At 74.0% G+C, this 19,625-nt stretch carries 15 protein-coding genes; 11 read left to right on the forward strand and 4 right to left on the reverse strand.

Going from position 1 to position 19,625, the window contains the following annotated elements:
- Nucleotides 1-149 precede the first annotated feature (149 nt).
- The gene (locus tag ACFYT9_RS12470) at nt 150-908 is read left to right on the forward strand and encodes a class III extradiol dioxygenase subunit B-like domain-containing protein (RefSeq protein WP_389162812.1); all 759 of its coding nucleotides are present in this window, start codon (nt 150-152) and stop codon (nt 906-908) included.
- Between the two features lie 80 nt (nt 909-988).
- On the opposite strand, the gene ACFYT9_RS12475 is transcribed toward ACFYT9_RS12470, so the two are convergent.
- Nucleotides 989-1,294 carry an antitoxin gene (locus tag ACFYT9_RS12475; protein WP_387280318.1) on the reverse strand — a complete coding sequence of 102 codons (306 nt, stop codon included), beginning with the start codon at nt 1,292-1,294 and terminating at the stop codon, nt 989-991.
- A 28-nt stretch (nt 1,295-1,322) separates the two neighbouring features.
- Complete coding sequence (locus tag ACFYT9_RS12480; protein WP_389162814.1) at nt 1,323-1,676, reverse strand: hypothetical protein; 354 nt, start codon at nt 1,674-1,676, stop codon at nt 1,323-1,325.
- Nucleotides 1,677-1,898: 222 nt separating this feature from the next.
- Between ACFYT9_RS12480 and miaA the strand changes: the two genes are divergently transcribed.
- The 6 genes from miaA (at nt 1,899) to hflX (ending at nt 10,190) form a co-directional block, all read left to right on the forward strand.
- Nucleotides 1,899-2,837, forward strand: a complete 939-nt coding sequence (gene miaA, locus ACFYT9_RS12485; RefSeq protein WP_389162816.1) for a tRNA (adenosine(37)-N6)-dimethylallyltransferase MiaA — start codon at nt 1,899-1,901, stop codon at nt 2,835-2,837.
- A 108-nt stretch (nt 2,838-2,945) separates the two neighbouring features.
- Complete coding sequence (locus ACFYT9_RS12490) at nt 2,946-3,398, forward strand: hypothetical protein (RefSeq protein WP_376602473.1); 453 nt, start codon at nt 2,946-2,948, stop codon at nt 3,396-3,398.
- A gap of 90 nt (nt 3,399-3,488) precedes the next feature.
- Nucleotides 3,489-4,364, forward strand: coding sequence for a diaminopimelate epimerase (gene dapF / locus ACFYT9_RS12495; protein ID WP_389162819.1), 876 nt, complete (start codon nt 3,489-3,491; stop codon nt 4,362-4,364).
- A 321-nt stretch (nt 4,365-4,685) separates the two neighbouring features.
- Nucleotides 4,686-6,818 carry a RelA/SpoT family protein gene (locus tag ACFYT9_RS12500; protein ID WP_389162821.1) on the forward strand — a complete coding sequence of 711 codons (2,133 nt, stop codon included), beginning with the start codon at nt 4,686-4,688 and terminating at the stop codon, nt 6,816-6,818.
- 193 nt (nt 6,819-7,011) lie between these two features.
- Nucleotides 7,012-8,532, forward strand: a complete 1,521-nt coding sequence (locus tag ACFYT9_RS12505; protein ID WP_389162824.1) for a M1 family metallopeptidase — start codon at nt 7,012-7,014, stop codon at nt 8,530-8,532.
- Nucleotides 8,533-8,696: 164 nt separating this feature from the next.
- Complete coding sequence (gene hflX, locus ACFYT9_RS12510) at nt 8,697-10,190, forward strand: GTPase HflX (protein ID WP_376602472.1); 1,494 nt, start codon at nt 8,697-8,699, stop codon at nt 10,188-10,190.
- 161 nt (nt 10,191-10,351) lie between these two features.
- Here hflX and ACFYT9_RS12515 read toward each other — a convergent pair whose 3' ends face one another.
- Together ACFYT9_RS12515 and ACFYT9_RS12520 are read right to left on the reverse strand one after the other, a co-directional pair.
- The gene (locus ACFYT9_RS12515; protein WP_389162826.1) at nt 10,352-11,539 is read right to left on the reverse strand and encodes a trypsin-like serine peptidase; all 1,188 of its coding nucleotides are present in this window, start codon (nt 11,537-11,539) and stop codon (nt 10,352-10,354) included.
- Between the two features lie 104 nt (nt 11,540-11,643).
- On the reverse strand, nt 11,644-12,819 hold the full coding sequence (locus tag ACFYT9_RS12520; protein ID WP_389162828.1) for a trypsin-like serine peptidase: 1,176 nt from the start codon (nt 12,817-12,819) through the stop codon (nt 11,644-11,646).
- A gap of 695 nt (nt 12,820-13,514) precedes the next feature.
- Between ACFYT9_RS12520 and ACFYT9_RS12525 the strand changes: the two genes are divergently transcribed.
- The 4 genes from ACFYT9_RS12525 (at nt 13,515) to ACFYT9_RS12540 (ending at nt 19,608) form a co-directional block, all read left to right on the forward strand.
- Nucleotides 13,515-14,882, forward strand: coding sequence for a diaminobutyrate--2-oxoglutarate transaminase family protein (locus tag ACFYT9_RS12525; RefSeq protein WP_389163343.1), 1,368 nt, complete (start codon nt 13,515-13,517; stop codon nt 14,880-14,882).
- Between the two features lie 38 nt (nt 14,883-14,920).
- Nucleotides 14,921-16,798, forward strand: a complete 1,878-nt coding sequence (locus ACFYT9_RS12530) for an IucA/IucC family protein (protein WP_387280278.1) — start codon at nt 14,921-14,923, stop codon at nt 16,796-16,798.
- 107 nt (nt 16,799-16,905) lie between these two features.
- Nucleotides 16,906-17,730: a GNAT family N-acetyltransferase gene (locus tag ACFYT9_RS12535; protein WP_389162831.1), complete on the forward strand. Its 825-nt coding sequence runs from the start codon at nt 16,906-16,908 to the stop codon at nt 17,728-17,730.
- A gap of 60 nt (nt 17,731-17,790) precedes the next feature.
- Nucleotides 17,791-19,608 (forward strand): IucA/IucC family protein, encoded by a 1,818-nt coding sequence (locus ACFYT9_RS12540; RefSeq protein WP_389162834.1) that lies wholly within the window; start codon nt 17,791-17,793, stop codon nt 19,606-19,608.
- Nucleotides 19,609-19,625: the final 17 nt, after the last annotated feature.

Below are 19,625 nucleotides of genomic sequence, written 5' to 3' on the forward strand. Positions count from 1 at the left end.
GCCACCGGGCCCATCGCTTCCGCTGGTTCCGTCGCGTCCACCGGTTCGCCCCGTTCGCTGGTTCCGCCGCGTCCACCGCGTTCTCGGCACCGGCCGTGCGCCGCTGAGCGGCAGGTCCGGGGGCGTCCCGGGGCAGTAGGCTGCGGATCATGCTTGTCGCCGCAGCCGTGTGTCCCTGCCCGCCGCTCCTCGTGCCCGAGGTCGCGAGCGGCGCCGCTCCGGAGCTGGAGGCCGTGCGGACGCACTGCGCGGACGCCCTCGGGGTGCTCGCCGCCTCCCGGCCCGACCGGCTCCTCGTCGTCGGGCCGGCGCCGGCGGGCGCCCACGGCAGCTTCCCGGCCGGCTCCACGGGCTCCTTCGCCGGATTCGGCGTGGACCTCTCCGTGCGGCTCGGAGAGGGGGCCGGGGGCCGCCCGCTGCCGGCCTCGCTCGCCGTCGGCGCCTGGCTCCTCTCCCGTACCGAACGGGCCGACCGTACCGAACAGGCCGACCGCACCGACCGCACCGACCGGGCCGGCCTGGCCGACGTGCTCGTCGAGGGGCTCGGGATCGACGAGCGGGCCACGACCGAGGAGTGCGCCGAGACCGGCCGCCGCCTGGCCGCCTCCGGCGAGCGGGTCGCCCTGCTCGTCCTGGGCGACGGCAGCGCCTGCCGGACCGTGAAGGCCCCCGGCTACCTCGACGAGCGCGCCGCCGGCTTCGACGCGGAGGCCGCGCGTGCCCTGGGCTCCGCCGACGTGCCCGGCGTGCTCGCGCTCGACGCCGGCCTCGCGTACGAACTGAAGGCCGCCGGCCGCGCCCCCTGGCAGGTCCTCGCGGGCGCCGCCGAGAACGCCGGACTGGGCGGCCGGCTGCTCCACGAGGACGCCCCGTACGGCGTCGAGTACCTGGTCGCCGTCTGGTCGTAGCCCAAGGGCTGCCGGAAACGCCGGACGGGCGGTGGCCGAGGAGGATGTCCTCCTCGGCCACCGCCCGTCCGTGCGTGACCTCAGGCGGTCGGCGGCGGGGGAGTGCCCGGAGTCGGCGGCGCCGGCGGCGGGGGAGTGCCGTCGGCGGACGTGCCCTCGCCCGCGGGCTTGCCGTCCTCCTTGTGCCCGATCCGGTCGAGGGCCTCCTTGGCCTTGCCGGTACCGGACTGGATCTTGTCGCTGTACTTGCCCTTGGTCTTCTCGTCGACCACCTTCGCGGCCTTGTCCAGGCCGTGGTCGATCTTGTCCCCGTGCTGCTGGGCGAGGTCGGAGACCTTGTCCTTGGCCGGGCCCAGCTTGGCCTTCAGTGAATCCAGGAGACCCATGGGGCACCTCTCCGTGTCCGTGTCCTGCCTACCTGCGGGCGGCTTCGCCGGTCTCGCTGTCCGCGGCGGAGTCCGCGGCGGTGCCGGCCGACTGCTGCCGCGGAATCTCCACGGCCTCCGCGACCTCCACGGCCTCCGCGACGTCCCCGGCCGCCTCCGGCGAGGACTCGGGGGCGGACTCGGGAACGGTCAGCCCAGCGACGGGCACCCGCGTCACCGGACCGTCCGCCTCACCGGCCTCCGCCGCCTCACCGGACTCCCCGGCCTCACCGGACTCCCCGGCCACGCCGGACTCCTCCGCCTCACCGGACCGCTCCGTCGCACCCGTCTCCGCCGTCGCGTCGGCCTCCGCCGCCGAAGGCTCCGTGGAGACCTCGGCCACATCCTCCGCCGTTCCCTTCCTCTTCCGGCGAAACATTGCGAAAACGCCCATATTCACTCCATAGCGTACTCGTCAGGGGGTGCCGCGCGGGGAACCGACGGCGCCGACTCGGCCGGAACACCCGGGGAACTCGGCCGGAACCACGCTCGGGCAACGAACCCTCCACCCGCTTGTCACGTCGCTCGTTCGGGGACGCCCCCCGAGGTTTGCGAGACTGGGGCGGTGAGAAGTGCAGCTCCCGCACCGCGGGTCATCGCCGTCGTCGGCCCCACGGCGGCCGGAAAGTCCGATCTGGGTGTGTTCCTGGCCCAGCAGCTCGGCGGCGAGGTCGTCAACGCCGACTCGATGCAGCTCTACCGCGGGATGGACATCGGCACGGCCAAACTGACGTGGGAGGAGCGCGGCGGCGTCCCGCACCACCTCCTCGACATCTGGGACGTCACCGAGGCCGCCAGCGTCGCCGAGTACCAGCGCCTCGCCCGCGCCGAGATCGACCGGCTGCTCGCCGAGGGCCGCACCCCCGTCCTCGTCGGCGGCTCCGGCCTGTACGTGCGCGGCGCCGTGGACGCCCTGGAGTTCCCCGGCACCGACCCCGAGGTCAGGGCCCGTCTGGAGGCCGAGCTCGACGAGCACGGCCCCGGGGTCCTGCACGCCCGGCTCGCCGCCGCCGACCCCGAGGCGGCCCGCGCGATCCTGCCCGGCAACGGGCGCCGCATCGTCCGCGCCCTGGAGGTCATCGAGATCACCGGGAAGCCCTTCACCGCCAACCTCCCCGGGCACGAGTCGGTCTACGACACGGTCCAGATCGGCGTCGACGTGGCCCGCCCCGAACTCGACGAGCGGATCACCACGCGCGTGGACCGCATGTGGGAGGCCGGACTCGTCGACGAGGTCCGCGCCCTGGAGGCGCTCGGCCTGCGCGAGGGGCGTACGGCCTCCCGCGCGCTCGGCTACCAGCAGGTGCTCACGGCGCTCGCCGGGGAGTGCACCGAGGACGAGGCGCGCGCCGAGACCGTGCGCGCCACCAAGCGCTTCGCCCGCCGCCAGGACTCGTGGTTCCGCCGCGACCCGCGCGTCCACTGGCTGAGCGGGGCCGCCGATCACCGCGGGGAACTCCCGCGGGAGGCGCTGTCGTTGGTCGAACGAGCGGTTACAGCCTGATCACGTGATGGCATCGGGACGCACTGCCCGTCATTTCGGCGGTCGTGAGCGTGCCATCATCGAGCATCGATCGACCAAGTGGAGTCCGAGTTGGGAGGGCGCGTGGCGATGGAGGCCGGCCCTCGCGACAGAGAACAGCACGAGTCGGTCCCCGGGGGTGCCCCGGGGCTGACGCCCGACGGGCCCGACGACGCCGAGGGCTCCGCGGTCGAGGTCGACGCGGCCGAGGTCGAGGTCGAGCTGCGCCCCCGGCGCCTGCTGAGGTTCTGGCAGCTCGCCCCGATCCTGGGGCTCGCCGCCGTCGGCTCCCTGATGTTCGCCTTCCCGCTGGCCTTCGGCTCGGGCGACGGCGGCGCGGTCGTCGCGATGCTCGGACTGCTCATCAGCTTCTGCGCCGCCGGCTGGGGCATGATGGCCGCCCGCAAGGTCGGCCACACCTGGCCGGGGCTGCCGCAGCGCGGCTCCGGAGAGCGGCCGGACTGGCGGGTCCTCGCCCTGTACGTGACCACCATCGCCGCCCTCGTCGCGCTCGCGGTCTGGCGCGTCGCCCGCCTTCGCTGAGCCCCCCCCGCCGGGCCCGGCGGGGCCGCCGCCGGCCCGCCCCGTGGACAAGCGGAACGGGCGTCCGGGCGGCACCGTACAGTTGATCTCGTGACCAGCACGCAGACCACCCCGCTCCGCTATCTCAAGGGCCACGGCACCGAGAACGACTTCGTGATCGTCCCCGACGCGGAGAACGACATCGACCTGCCCCCCGCCCTCGTCGCCCGGCTCTGCGACCGCCGCGCCGGTCTCGGCGGCGACGGCGTGCTGCACGTCGTGCGCAGCGCCGCCCACCCCGAGGCCCGCGCCATGGCCGGCGAGGCCGAGTGGTTCATGGACTACCGCAACGCCGACGGCACGGTCGCCGAGATGTGCGGCAACGGGGTCCGGGTCTTCGCCCGCTACCTGGAGCACGCCGGGCACGTCACCGCCGGCGAGGTCGCCGTCGCCACCCGCGGCGGGGTCAAGCGCGTCCACCTCGACAAGGACGGCTCCGTCACCGTCTCCATGGGCCGCGCCGTCCTCCCCGAGGAAGGCGTCACGGTCGCCGTCGACGGCCGCAGCTGGCCCGCGCGGAACGTGAACATGGGCAATCCCCACGCGGTCGCCTTCGTCGAGGACCTCGCCCACGCGGGCACCCTGTACGACGAGCCGCCGTATGAGCCCGCCACCGTCTACCCCGACGGGGTCAACATCGAGTTCGTCGTGGACCGGGGCCCCCGCCACGTCGCCATGCGCGTGCACGAGCGCGGCGCCGCCGAGACCCGCTCCTGCGGCACCGGTGCCTGCGCGGTCGCCGTCGCCGCCGCCCGCCGCGACGGCGCGGACCCGGCCGAGACCGGCGCCCCCGCCACGTACACCGTCGACGTCCTCGGCGGCACCCTCGTCATCACCGAGCACCCCGACGGCGAGATCGAGATGACCGGACCGGCCGTCATCGTCGCCGAGGGCACCCTGGAGCCCTCCTGGCTCGCCCAGCACTGAGCGCCGACCGACCGCCCGGCCCCTGAAGGCCGGTGCGGTCCGGCCCCGGCCCCTGAGGTCGGTACGGTCCGGCCCCGGCCCCTGAAGGCCGGTGCGGTCCGGCCCCGGCCCCCGAGGCCGGTACGGTCCTGCCCCGAGCTCAGGGCAGGACCGTACCGGAATCGAAACAGTCAACGACTGTCGTGTCGCTCGAATGGGTGATCCGATTCACGCTGGGCGAGAGCGTGACTTCGCCGCGTGGTGGGGTCGGTAGCATCAAGCACCGGCCCCCCGGGCTCTCCCCGCCCGTCCACCGCCGGTCGACGTCGCCGGAGGTGCCCCATGAGCGCAGAGGCCACGAACCCCGTGAGCGCGGTTGACGCCGCGGCCACCGACACGGGCGTCCGCAGGCGCGGACGCGCCAGGCTCGATCTGCGGAGGCTCGGCCGGGCCGCCCTGCTCGGCGCCACCGCGGGCCCCGCCCCGCGCGACCGGCTGCCCGACGCCATCAGCCACGTCGCCGAGGCACACCGGGCCCACCACCCCGAGGCCGACCTCTCCGTGCTGCGCCGTGCGTACGTGCTCGCGGAGTCCTCGCACCGGGGGCAGTTCCGCAAGAGCGGCGAGCCGTACATCACCCACCCGCTCGCCGTCACCCTGATCCTCGCGGAACTCGGCGCCGAGACCACCACCCTGACCGCCTCCCTCCTCCACGACACCGTCGAGGACACCGAGGTGACGCTCGATCAGGTACGCCGGGAGTTCGGCGACGAGGTCGCGTACCTCGTCGACGGCGTCACCAAGGTGGAGAAGATCGACTACGGCGCCGCGGCCGAGCCCGAGACCTTCCGCAAGATGCTCGTCGCCACCGGCGACGACGTCCGGGTCATGTCGATCAAACTCGCCGACCGGCTCCACAACATGCGCACCCTCGGCGTGATGCGCCCCGAGAAACAGGCCCGCATCGCCAAGGTCACCCGGGACGTCCTCATCCCGCTCGCCGAACGGCTCGGAGTCCAGGCCCTCAAGACCGAACTGGAGGACCTCGTCTTCGCGATCCTCCATCCCGAGGAGTACGAGACCACCCGCGCGCTCATCGCCGACGCCACCGGCTCCGGCTCCCCCGACGCGCTCGCCGCCGTCGCCGAACGGGTCGGCGCCGTCCTGCGCGAGGCGGACATCGCCGCCGAAGTCCTCGTCCGCCCCCGCCACTTCGTCTCCGTCCACCGCGTCCGCCTCAAGCGCGGGGAACTACGCGGCTGCGACTTCGGGCGGCTGCTCGTCCTCGTCGCCGAGGACGCCGACTGCTACGCGGTCCTCGGCGAGCTGCACACCTGCTTCACCCCGCTGATCTCGGAGTTCAAGGACTTCATCGCGGCCCCCAAGTTCAACCTCTACCAGTCCCTGCACACCGCGATCGCCGCGCCCGACGGCGGCGTCGCCGAGGTCCTCATCCGCACCCACCGCATGCACAAGGTCGCCGAGGCCGGCGTCGTCGCCCTCGGCAGCCCGTACGGCACCGCGGACCCCGCCGAGGGCGACACGGCGGCCGAGGACGGTGAGCGCGCCGACCCCACCCGGCCCGGCTGGCTCGCCCGGCTCCTCGACTGGCAGCAGTCCACCCCCGACCCCGACACCTTCTGGAGCTCGCTCCACGCCGACCTCGCCGAGGACCACGAGCTCACCGTCTTCCGGGCCGACGGCGGAACCCTGGGCCTGCCCGCCGGCGCCACCTGCGTCGACGCCGCCTACGCCCAGCACGGCTACGCCGCCCACGCCTGCCTCGGCGCCCGCGTCAACGGCCGGCTCGCCCCGCTGAGCACCGTCCTCTCCGACGGCGACACCGTGCAGCTGCTCCTCGCCCAGGACACCGGCTCCGGACCCTCCCCGGCCTGGCTGGACCACGCCCGCACCCCCGCCGCGCGGATCGCCATCACCGCCTGGCTCCAGGCGCACCCGGAAGCAGCCGCCCAGCCCGCCGCCGCCCCGCGCCCGCCGCTCAGCGTGGCCGCCGACCGCCGCTCCCGCGCGGAGCTCCACGCCGACCTCGGCGGCGGCCCGCCACCCCCGGTACGCCCGGCCGGCTGCTGCACGCCCGTGCCCCCCGACACGATCACCGGCTTCCGGGTCCGCGGCGGCGCCGTCACCGCCCACCGCACCGGCTGTCCCGCCGTCGCCGTCATGCACCGCCTCGGCCGGCCCGCCGTCCCCGTCCGCTGGGGCGACGCCGCCCACTGCCGGGTCACCCTCGTCGCCGAATCCTTCGGCCGGCCCGGCCTGCTCGCCGACCTCACCGAAGCCATCGCCACCGCCGGCGCGGAGGTCGTCTCCGCCACCGTCGAGCCGCCCAGCGAGCAACGCGTCCGCCACACGTACACCCTGCAACTGGCCGACGCCGCCGAACTCCCCCAGCTCATGCGCGCCATGCGCGCCGTCCCCGGTGTCTACGACGTCGACCGGACCCACCGCCTCTGACCCGGGCACCCGGCACCCCGGCACCCCGGCACCCCGGCACCCCGACACACGACCGGGCCGCCGGCCTTCCGGACCGAGGCCACATCCCCCACGTCCCGGACCGGCGCCGTGAAGGCCCGCCGGTGACCCCTTCGGGTGGCGGGTGCGCGCGTCGGCCGGGGCAGGGGGCGGGGTGCTGGTAGCCCTGTGGGCCATGGCGCACACATCCCCGCCCCTCCCGCAGGCCCCCACCGCCCCCGGCGGAACCGCGCGCCGGCGGCCGGCCCGCCGGCCCTGGCTCCGGTCCGCCGTCCTCGTCGCCGCCTCCGTCGGCCTGGTCGCCGCCGCGCTGCCCGCCCCGGCGCCGCTCGGCATCGGCGACCCGCTCTTCCCGCACCTCGGCAACCCCGGCTACGACGTCCGCGCGTACGACATCGCCCTCACCTACTCCGGAGTGAACACCGAGCCGCTCGCCGCCGTCACCCGGGTCGACGCCCTCGCCACCGCCGACCTCGACCGGCTCCACCTCGACTTCGCCCACGGCACGGTCTCCGCCGTCACCGTCGACGGCCTCCCCGCCGCGTACGAGACCAGCGGCGAGGACCTGGTCGTCACCCCCGCCGTCCCGATCGACGCCGGCGAACCCGTCACCGTCACCGTCCGCCACACCAGCGACCCGCGCGGTCCCGCCGCGAGCGGCGGCTGGGTCCGCACCTCCGACGGACTCGCCATGGCCAACCAGGCCGACGCCGCCCACCGGGTCTTCCCCTCCAACGACCACCCCTCCGACAAGGCCGACTTCACCTTCCGCATCACCGCCCCGCGCGAGCTCACCGCCGTCGCCAACGGCCTCCCCGCCGGTCGCGCCGACCACGGCGCCACCACCACCTGGACCTACCGCACCCGCCACCCCATGGCCACCGAGCTCGCCCAGGTCTCCATCGGCCGCTCCACCGTCCTGCACCGCACCGGCCCCCGCTCCCTCCCGATCCGGGACGTCGTCCGCACCGAGGACCGGGACCTGATGGAGCCCTGGCTGCGCAAGACCCCCGGCCACCTGGAATGGATGGAGGACAAGGTCGGCCCGTACCCCTTCGAGACGTACGGCGTGCTCGTCGCCGACGCCACCACCGGCTTCGAGCTGGAGACCCAGACCCTCTCCCTCTTCGAGCGGCGCCTCTTCACCGACCCCCGCTTCCCCGAGTGGTACGTGGACGCCGTCATGGTCCACGAACTGGCCCACCACTGGTTCGGCGACAGCGTCACCCCCCGCATGTGGTCCGACCTGTGGCTGAGCGAGGGACACGCCAGCTGGTACGAGGCGCTGTACGCCGACGAGAAGGCCGGCCGGTCCATGGAGCAGCGGATGAAGGCCGCGTACACCGCCTCCGACGGCTGGCGCGCGAACGGCGGGCCGCCGGCCGAGCCCCTCCCGCCCACGCCCGGCGCCAAGATCAGCCTCTTCCGGCCCGTCGTCTACGACGGCAGCGCCCTCGTCCTCTACGCCCTCCGGCACGAGATCGGCACCGACGCCTTCGACCGCCTGCAACGCCGCTGGGTCGCCTCCCACCGCGACGGCACCGCCTCCACCGCCGACTTCACGGCCCTGGCCGAACAGGTCTCGGGCCGCGAGCTCGACGCCTTCTTCGCGGGCTGGCTGTACGGCGAGAAGACCCCGCCCATGCCCGGCCACCCGGACTGGCGCAGCCTCCCGCCCGCCGACGCGAAACGCTGAGGAAACCCGGGTGACGGGCGCCGGGCGGCCGTGTCACCATTTTCACGTCGGCGACGCGGCCGGCCGCCGGACCCGCGAGGGACCCCAGGGGGGTCTCCGGGGGAATCATCCGGGGCCGCCGCACGTTGTACCGACATCATCGTTCCGACCGACGTAAGGATCCAATGACCTCCTCTTCTTCCCCTTCCCAGGACGAGCAGAGCTTCGCGGAGTCGCGCCGCACCGAGAGCCTTCGGGCCGATGCCCTGATGGAAGAGGACGTCGCCTGGAGCCACGAGATCGACGGAGAGCGGGACGGCGAGCAGTTCGACCGCTCCGAGCGCGCCGCGCTGCGCCGCGTCGCCGGCCTCTCCACCGAGCTCGAGGACGTCACCGAGGTCGAGTACCGGCAGCTGCGCCTGGAGCGCGTCGTGCTCGTCGGCGTCTGGACCTCGGGGACCGTGCAGGACGCCGAGAACTCCCTCGCGGAGCTCGCCGCCCTCGCCGAGACGGCGGGCGCCCTCGTCCTCGACGGCGTCATCCAGCGCCGCGACAAGCCCGACCCGGCCACCTTCATCGGTTCCGGCAAGGCCAGGGAGCTCCGGGACATCGTCGTCGAGACCGGTGCCGACACCGTCGTCTGCGACGGCGAGCTCAGCCCCGGCCAGCTCATCGCCCTCGAAGACGTCGTCAAGGTCAAGGTGGTCGACCGGACCGCCCTGATCCTCGACATCTTCGCCCAGCACGCCAAGTCCCGAGAGGGCAAGGCGCAGGTCGCCCTCGCGCAGATGCAGTACATGCTGCCGCGACTGCGCGGCTGGGGTCAGTCGCTGTCCCGGCAGATGGGTGGCGGCGGCGGTGGCGGCATGGCCACCCGTGGTCCCGGTGAGACCAAGATCGAGACCGACCGGCGCCGCATCCGCGAGAAGATGGCGAAGATGCGCCGGGAGATCGCGGAGATGAAGACCGGCCGCGACATCAAGCGGCAGGAAAGGCGCCGCAACAAGGTTCCCTCGGTCGCCATCGCCGGCTACACCAACGCCGGCAAGTCCTCGCTGCTCAACCGCCTCACGGGCGCCGGCGTCCTGGTGGAGAACGCGCTGTTCGCCACCCTCGACCCGACCGTCCGCCGGGCCGAGACGCCGTCCGGCCGGGTCTACACCCTGGCCGACACCGTCGGCTTCGTCCGGCACCTGCCGCACCACCTGGTCGAGGCGTTCCGCTCCACCATGGAGGAGGTCGCCGACGCCGACCTCATCCTGCACGTGGTGGACGGCTCGCACCCCGCCCCGGAGGAGCAGCTGGCCGCCGTGCGCGAGGTCTTCCGGGACGTCGGCGCGGTGAACGTGCCGGAGATCGTGATCGTCAACAAGGCCGACGCGGCCGACCCGCTGGTCCTCCAGCGTCTGCTCCGCGTCGAGAAGCACTCCATGGCCGTCTCCGCCCGCTCGGGCGCGGGCATCGAGGAGCTGCTCGCCCTGATCGACCGCGAGCTGCCCCGCCCGGAGGTGGAGATCGAGGTCCTCCTGCCCTACACGCAGGGCGGTCTCGTCTCCCGCGTCCACGCCGAGGGCGAGATGCTCTCCGAGGAGCACACCTCCGAGGGCACCCTGGTCAAGGCCCGGGTGCACGAGGAGCTGGCGGCGGCGCTCGCGCCGTACGTCCCCGCCGCGCACTGAGCACGGACCGCCGTACGAAGACGTCGGCCCCCTCCCCGATCAAGGGGAGGGGGCCGACGCCTTTCTCCGTCCCGCTGGCCGGTCCGCCGGCCGTCCCGCAGGCCGTCCCGCGGGTCGGTCCGCCGGCTGTCCCGCCGGCCGGTCCGCCGCCCGGGATCGGATCAGCGGGCGAACTTCTTGCTGACCATGTCGTACGCGTCCTTGGCACCCCGGCCGAGCTGCGGACCGGCCAGCCAGCCGTTGCCCCGCGCCGGGCCGATCGAGGTGTTCGACACCAGCGCCGTCTTCCCGCCCGGCAGCGCGCGGAACCAGCCGCCGCCCGACGAACCGGCCGTCATCGTGCAGCCGATCCGGTACATCACCGGCGTCGCGGGCGCCACCGTGAGCCGCGAGGCCCCGGTCAGGCACTTGTGCATGATCACGCCGTTGTACGGGGCTGCCTGCGGGTAGCCCCAGGCCCCCACGGTCCCGGCCCGGGACGGAGCCGGGGCGGAGAAGTCGACCGGCAGCGCCGCGCCGACGGTCTCCTCCAGCGACTTGCCGCCGCGCTGCGGCTGCACGTGCAGGACGGCGTAGTCGTACGCCCACGCCTGATTCGTGCCACCGCGCTGGATCCACTCGCCGGAGGTCACCGCCCAGTCCGCCCAGTACTGGCCGTACGGGTAGACCTCGTGCGACCGCGCGTCGCGCAGCGCGGCCGGCGACTTGCCCAGGTCGTTGAAGGCGGGGACGAAGGTGATGTTGCGGTACCAGCCGCCGCGCTCCCCGGCGTGCACGCAGTGCCCGGCCGTCCAGACCAGGTTCGACCTGCCGGGCCGGCGCGGGTCCTTCACGATCGTGCCCGAGCAGACCATCGACCCCTCAGGGGAGTCGAAGAAGATCTTGCCGACCGGGGCGGCGTTGCGGTGGTAGGGCGTCTTCTCCCGCTGTGCCGTCACCGGCCGCGGCACCGGATCGGAGCCGGAGGTCCCGGCCTGCGCGGTGATCGTCGGGTCCGGGCTCTTGGCCGACTGCATGCGCGCCGGGTCCCACAGGTCCTCGATGACCGGGTTGACGAAGTCCTCGGCCTCACGCAGCCAGGTGGAGGTGTCCCAGTCCTTCCACCCGCCCTTCTTCCAGGCGTCGACGTCGACGCCGTGCTCCTTGAGCTTGTCGGCGAGCTCGCCGGCGAGGTCGCCCGCGTCGGTACCGGTGCCGCCGTCGCCGCCCTCGGCCGGCGCGGGCGCGGAGCTGCTCGCCCCGGCCGGCTTGTCCGAAGCCTGGGTCCCGCCGGGCCCGCAGGCCGTGACGGTCAGCGCGAGCACCGTCGTCACGCCGAGGGCCGCGGGTATGAGTCGTACAGAGCGCATGTGGTGGTGTCCCCCTGAAACCTGAAAGGTGTCCTGAGCGAGCGGAGGGAGGCGGGACCGCACCGGTCCCGCCTCCCTCCGCTCACACGCCGTGGCTCACCGGCTCACTGGCCGGCGTACTTCTTGCTGACCTCGTCGAAGATCGCCTTGGCCTCGGGGCCGAGACGCGGGCCTGCCAGCCAGCCGGCCGTCGACGGGCCGATCGAGGTGTTCGACACCAGCGCGGGCTGGCCGTCCTTGCCCGTGGCGACCCAGCCGCCACCGGACGAACCGGCCGTCATCGTGCAGCCGATGCGGTACATGGTGGGCTGCTCCGCCTTCAGCGACAGCCGGCCCGGCTTGTCCGCGCACTGGAACATCTTCTGGCCGTCGAAGGGCGGCGCCGCCGGGTAGCCGGTCGCGGTCATGTCCGCGATCTTCGGCACCGCGGGGGCGTTGAAGTCGACCGGCAGGGCCGTGCCGACCGTCTCCTCCAGCGACTTGCCGGACGAGCCCTTCTCCGGGGTCACCTGGATGACCGCGAAGTCGTACGGGGCGCCCGCGCCGCCGGTGGACGCGCCCTGCGCGATCCACTCGTCGGAGGTCTTCACCCAGTCCGCCCACCACACGCCGTAGGGGGCGATCTGCTCGCGCGAGGCCTTCTCCAGAGCGGAGGTCTCCAGCGCGGCGTCGTTGTAGGAGGGGACGAAGGCGATGTTGCGGTACCAGCCGCCCTCTTTGCCCTTGTGGACGCAGTGGCCGGCGGTCCACACGAGGTTGGACTTGCCCGGGTGGGCCGGGTCCTTGATCACGGTCGCGGAGCAGACCATGGAACCGTCGGGGCCGTCGAAGAACACCTTGCCGGACGCGGGCGCGTTGCCGTGGTACTTCGCCGGGACCGCCTTGGCCTTCACCGGGTCGGGCGTCGGGTCGGTGACCCCCTCGTCGCCCGAGATGTCCTCCTCCTCGACCGGCCGCTCGGGACGCTCGGCGTCCCTCATCCGGTCCGGGTCCCAGAGGTCCTCGATGATCGGGTTGACGAAGTCCTTGGCCTCACGGAGCCACTTGTCCTTGTCCCAGTTCCTCCACTCGCCGTCGCGCCACTTGTCGACGTCGATCCCGTGGTCCTTCAGCCGCTGCTTCAGGTCCTCCGGAATCTTGATCTTGTCGACCGGGTTCTCGTTCACCGGCGCGCTGGGCTTGTCTCCCGCGTTCTCCTCGCTCGGGCCGCAGGCCGTCGCGGTGAGCGTCAGCGCCGCGACGGCGGATGCCGCCATCAGCAGCGGACGAATCGATCGCATCTCGTGATCCCCCTGGGACTACGTCAACTGGTGCATGTCTGAGCATCGGTCGTACTCGTGTCCGGACGGACACGGGACCGACGGCCCCCACTATGCCGGTGCCGGAGGGGACGGTACGCGCCCCGCCCGCGGTTCCGGAGCCGGTACGGCCGTTGCCATGCCGTGATCCACGCCACGCCAAGGAACTTGCCTCCGGCCCGTGTTCCCCGGCAGTTCCCGTCGTTGGTACGTACGGGGGACACAACGACACCGCCCGGCACGGCCTTTGGGCGCGGTCCGGCGGCCCACCGATGTGCAACGCAACTGTTATCGCGGGAGGACACCGAGCCGTGGCCGTGACCGAATCAGCGCCAGCCACCGCCCCCACCCGCCCCCCGGCACCCACGACCCCACCCTCACCCCCACCCCCAGCCCGTGCTCCGAGCCCGACGCCGCCCCCGCACCCGACGGACGCGTCCCCGAGCGATGCGCCCACGCCGGGGGCGGCGCCCGCCGTGACTCCCGCCCCGACCCCGGAGGCGACGTCCGACCCGGCCTCGGACCCGGAGACGCCTTCCGTCGCCCCGGCGCCCTCGGTCCCGGAAGCGACCTCCGTCGCCCCGGCCGCCCCGGACGTGACCCCCACCGGCGGCCCGGCGCCGGTGAGCGAGGCCACGAGGAAGCCCGCCGCCTCGACCCGGCGCGGCTACGGCACGGTGGCGGGCGGGGGATACGAGGCCATCCTGCGGCGGCAGGCCCAGCGCGAGTCCAGCGCCCGCACCTACGCCCGCTCGCTGCCGATCGTCCCGGTCCGCGCCCGCGGCCTGACCATCGAGGGCGCCGACGGCCGCCGCTACCTCGACTGCCTCTCCGGCGCCGGCACCCTCGCGCTCGGCCACAACCACCCCGTCGTCCTGGAAGCCATCCACCGGGTCCTCGACTCCGGAGCCCCCCTCCACGTCCTCGACCTCGCGACCCCGGTCAAGGACGCCTTCACCTCCGAACTCTTCGCCACCCTCCCTCCGGAGCTCGCCGCCGACGCCCGCATCCAGTTCTGCGGCCCCGCCGGCACCGACGCCGTCGAAGCCGCCCTCACCCTGGTCCGCACCGCCACCGGCCGCAGCGGCCTCTTCGCCTTCACGGGCGCCTACCACGGCATGACCACCGGCGCCCTCGCCGCCTCCGGCGGCGCCGAGGACGTCCGCGTCACCCGCCTCCCGTACCCGCAGTCCTACCGCTGCCCCTACGGTGTCGGCGGCGAGCGCGGAGCCGAACTCTCCGCCCGCTGGACCGAGACCCTCCTCGACGACCCCAAGAGCGGCGTCACCACCCCCGCCGGGATGATCGTCGAGGCGGTCCAGGGCGAGGGCGGCGTCCTCCCCGCCCCCGACGCCTGGATGCGCCGCATGCGGGCGATCACCGCCCGGCACTCCATCCCCCTCGTCGTCGACGAGGTCCAGACCGGCGTCGGCCGTACCGGCGCCTTCTGGGCCGTCGAGCACAGCGGTGTCGTCCCCGACGTGATGGTCCTCTCCAAGGCCATCGGCGGCTCCCTCCCGCTCGCCGTCGTCGTGTACCGCTCCGGACTCGACGCCTGGGGGCCCGGAGCCCACGCCGGCACCTTCCGCGGCAACCAGCTCGCCATGGCCGCCGGCACCGCCACCCTCGCGTACGTCCGCGAGAACCGGCTCGCCGACCGGGCCGCCACCCTCGGGGCCCGGATGCTCGGCCGACTCCAGGGCCTCCAGGCCGCCCACCCCTGCGTCGGCGACGTGCGCGGCCGCGGTCTCATGATCGGCGTCGAGCTCGTCGATCCCGGGGCCGCCGGACCCGACGACCTCGCCCCGCCCGCCGCCCCGGCCCTCGCCCGCGCCGTCCGGCGCGAATGCCTCACCCGCGGACTCATCGTCGAACTCGGCGGCCGGCACTCCGCCGTCGTCCGCCTCCTCCCCCCGCTCACCCTCACCGACGAGCAGGCCACCGCCGTCCTGGACCGTTTCGCCGACGCCCTCGCCGCCGCCGAGCGGGCCCATGCCCCCCGGCCGCCCGCCCCCCACCGGCCCGTCCCCGGCCCGTCCCACTGACCCGGACCGCCCCCGGCCCCCTCTCCAAGGAAACCCGCGTGAACGCCACCCCCACCTCTCAGGTGCCCGAGACCGAGACCCGCCCCGACGCCGAGGAGCGCACGGTCCCGCGCCAGCACACCGGCCCCGCCCCCCTCCGGCCGCCCCGCCCCGCAGGCGCCCCCGCCGCAGGCCCGCACCGGACCACCGCCACGACCGCGGACCCGCTCGACGACCCCGACCCCCAGCGGGCCGCCGACACCGCGGCCGTCGAGAACCTCCTCCGCTGCTGGGTCCGGGAGAAGAACCTCCCCACCCCCGACACGGCCACCCTCCGCATTCCTCTCGACGCCAGCGGCACCGCCCTCCTCGTCCCCGTCCGCTACTGGTCGCCCACCGGCTGGCACCGCTTCGGCACCCCCGCCCTGGAGAACCTCCCCTCCAGCGCCCCGGCCGTCGACGCCGTCACCCTCGCCGCCCTCCTCAGCCGCGAGACCGGCCGCCCGGAGGCCACCGAACTCGTCGGTCGCGTCGCCGACTCCGCCCGCCGCACCGCCGACTTCCTCGCCGCCCGCCGCGGCGACCCCCGGCCCCACCCCGACGCCGACCTCTTCCTCGCCGCCGAACAGTCCCTCCTCCTCGGCCACCCGCTCCACCCCACCCCCAAGAGCCGCGAAGGACTCTCCGAGGCAGAGGCCCGCCTCTACTCGCCCGAACTCCACGGCTCCTTCCCCCTCCACTGGTTCGCCGTCGACCACTCACTCCTCGTCTCCGATTCCGCCTGGACCGAGCAGGGCCGCCCCGTCACAGCCGAACAGCTCGCCGCCGGCCTCGCCGAGGGCCTCGCCCACCCCACCGGCACCGCCCCGCTGCCCCTGCACCCGTGGCAGGCCCGCGAACTCCTCCACCGCCCCGACATCCGCGCCCTCCTCGACCAGGGCCTCCTCCACGACCTCGGCCCGCACGGCAGCGACTGGCACCCCACCTCCTCCGTCCGCACCGTCCACCGCCCCGGCGCCCGCGCCATGCTCAAGCTCTCCCTCGGCCTGCGCATCACCAACTCCCGCCGCGAGAACCTCCGCAAGGAGCTCCACCGCGGCGTGGAGGTCCACCGCCTGCTGCGCACCGGCCTCGTCGACGACTGGCAGGCCGCCCACCCGGGCTTCGACATCGTCCGCGACCCCGCCTGGCTCGCCGTCGACGCGCCCGACGGCACCCCCGTGCCCGGACTCGACCTGATGATCCGGCACAACCCCTTCGGCCCCGGCGACGACGCCGTCTGCCTCGCGGCCCTCACTTCCCCCCGCCCCCGGGCCGGAGCCACCGCCATGAGCTCCCGCCTCGCCGACCTCGTCGGCGGCCTCTCCGCCCGCACCGGTCGCCCCGTCACGGCCGTCTCCGCCGAGTGGTTCCTCCGCTACCTCGACCAGGTGGTCCGCCCCGTCCTCTGGCTCGACGGCCACGCCGGCATCGCCCTGGAAGCCCACCAGCAGAACACCCTCGTCCTCCTGGACGCCGACGGCTGGCCCATCGGCGGCCGCTACCGGGACAACCAGGGCTACTACTTCCGCGAGTCCCACCGGGCCGAGCTGGAGAGCCGCCTCCCCGGCATCGGCACCCACAGCGACACCTTCGTCTCCGACCAGGTCACCGACGAGCGCTTCGCCTACTACCTCGGCATCAACAACGTCCTGGGCCTGATCGGCGCCTTCGGCGCCCAGCACCTCGCCGACGAGCGGGTCCTGCTCGCCGCTCTCCGCTCCTTCCTCTCCTCCGCCACAGGGCTCGGTTCACCCCTCCCGCACCGTCTCCTCGAAGCGGCCACCCTCCGCAGCAAGGCCAACCTCCTCACCCGCCTCCACGGCCTCGACGAACTCGTCGGCCCCGTCGACACCCAGTCCGTCTACGTCACCATCACCAACCCCCTCCGCGCCTGAGCCCCCGGCGGCCCGCCATCCGCCGCCCACCGCCGTCTGTCCCGTCCACCGGCCCACTCCCGTCCACCCACAGCGGGGAAGCCCTCGAACCATGGAAGACCCACCCCATGTCCATACATCCGGACCACAGACCCGACCTCGGCACCACACCCGCCGACCACCCATCGGCCGAACCGGCAGGCGACGACACCCTCGACCTGCGCGTCGACGACCTCGTCGCCCTCCTCACGGGAGGCCGACCCGACACCGCTCCCGACACCGTCCCCGGCACAGACCTCGGCACTGACCTCGGGAACGATGCCGGGACCGGCCGGAGCGCGGGCCCCGACACCGATACCGCCGTCGACGGCCGTCTCGACGGCGACCTGCTCGACTCCGTCGCCTCCTGGGCACCGGCAGACACCCGCTTCGGCAGCTTCCGCCTCGTCCCCGTCCGCCCGGGACGCGACCTGCCCCTGCTCACCCGGTGGATGAACGACCCCGCCGTCGCCGCCTTCTGGGAACTCGCCGGACCCGAGACGGTCACCGCCGACCACGTCCGCGCCCAGCACGAAGGCGACGGCCGCAGCGTCCCCTGCCTCGGAGTGCTCGACTCCACCCCGATGAGCTACTTCGAGATCTACCGCGCCGACCTCGACCCGCTCGCCCGCGCCTACCCGGCCCGCCCGCACGACACGGGTATCCATCTCCTCCTCGGAGGCGTCGCGGACCGGGGCCGGGGAGTCGGCACCGCACTCCTGCGGGCCGTCGCCGATCTCGTCCTCGACCACCGTCCCCGCTGCACCCGCGTCGTCGCCGAACCCGACATCCGCAACACCCCCTCCGTCTCGGCCTTCCTCAGCGCCGGCTTCCGCTACGCCGCGGAGATCGACCTGCCCGACAAACGAGCCGCGCTCATGATCCGTGACCGGGCCCTCCGTCACGTTCTGTGAACACCCTCTGCCTCTGATACACCGCTCGACCCACACCGGTTCCCACTTCGAGGAGTCTTTGTGACGCCGTCCCCAGCACCCCACGACTCCGCACGACCCGCGGCGGCCCCCGCCGCCGAGCTGCTCGCGCCCCCCGAGCTCAACCCCACCGCCTGGACCCGCGCCTCCGCCCGTACCCTCGCCAAGGCCCTCGGCGAGTTCGCCTACGAGGAGATCCTCGAACCCGTCCCCGTCGGCGGCGACGCCCCCGACCGCTACGCCCTCACCCTCGACGACGGCACCACCCTCGCCTTCACCGCCCGCCGCGGCGCCTACGGCGGCTGGCGCGTCGCACCCGACACGATCACCCACGACGGCCGGCCGCTCACCGACCCCCTGGCCCTCCTCGTCGGCGCCCGCCGGCTCCTCGACCTCGACGGCGCGACCCTCGGCCACCTCATCCGCGAGCTCTCCACCACCCTCGCCGCCGAGGCGCGCCTCGACCACACGGCCCTCACCGCCGACCGCCTCGCCGACCTGCCGTACGCAGAACTCGAAGGCCACCAGACCGGACACCCCTGGCTCGTCCTCAACAAGGGCCGGATCGGGTTCTCCGCGGGCGACGCCGCCCACTGGGCCCCCGAAGCCCGCCGAGCCACCCGCCTCCCGTGGATCGCCGTCAGCAACCGCCTCGCCGCCTATCGCGGTGTGACGGGGCTCGACACCCCCGACCACCTCTACGCCCGCGAACTCGACCCGTCCGTCAGGGAGGCGTTCCGCGCCGAGCTCACCGCCCGTGGCCTCGACCCCGACGTCTATCTGCTGCTCCCCGTCCACCCCTGGCAGTGGGACGAGATCCTGCTCCCGCTCTACGCCCCCGCCATCGCCTCCGGAGCCATCGTCCCGCTCCCGTCCGACGGCGACCTCCGCCTGCCGCAGCAGTCCATCCGCACCTTCCTCAACACCAGCCGCCCCGACCGGCACACCGTCAAACTCCCGCTCTCCGTCCTCAACACCCTCGTCTGGCGCGGCCTCCCCACCGAGCGCACCCTCGCCGCCCCCGCCGTCACGGCCTGGGTCCACAGCCTGCGCGACGCCGACCCCTTCCTCCGCGAGGAGTGCGGGGTGATCCTCCTCGGCGAGGTCGCCTCCGTCACCGTCGAGCACCCCCTGTACGACCGACTGCCCGAAGTTCCCTACCAGTACAAGGAACTCCTCGGCGCGATCTGGCGCGAACCGCTCCGCCTGCCGCCCGGCGAGCGGGCCCGCACCCTCGCCGCCCTCCTCCACACCGACCCCGACGGCCGCGCCTTCGTCGCGGCCCTCGTCGAGCGCTCCGGGCTGGCTCCCGACGTCTGGCTCCGTCACCTCTTCGCCGCCCTGCTGCCGCCCCTGCTCCACTTCCTCTACCGCTACGGCACGGTCTTCTCCCCGCACGGCGAGAACGCGATCGTCGTCTACGACGAGGAGGACGTCCCCGTCCGCCTGGCGATCAAGGACTTCGTGGACGACGTCAACATCAGCGCCCGCCCGCTCCCCGAGCACGACGCGATGCCCGACGACGTCCGCGCCGTCCTCCTCGCCGAGGAGCCCGGCTTCCTCACCCAGTTCATCCATTCGGGGCTCTTCGTGGGCGTCTTCCGCTACCTCGCCCCGCTGTGCGAGGAACAACTCGACGTGCCCGAGGCGCACTTCTGGGCCCTCGTCCGCGCCGAGATCCTCCGCCACCAGGAGCGCTTCCCCGAGCTGAAGGACCGGTTCGAGCTCTTCGACCTGCTCACCCCGCGGATCGAACGGCTCTGCCTCAACCGCAACCGGCTGCACATGGACGGCTACCGGGACCGCTCCGACCGTCCGCACGCCGCCGTCCACGGCACCGTCCCCAACCCGCTCGCGTGATCGGTGGGAGTGACTCC

Source organism: Streptomyces sp. NPDC004435, from assembly GCF_042873895.1.
Classification (GTDB): Bacteria; Actinomycetota; Actinomycetes; order Streptomycetales; family Streptomycetaceae; genus Streptomyces.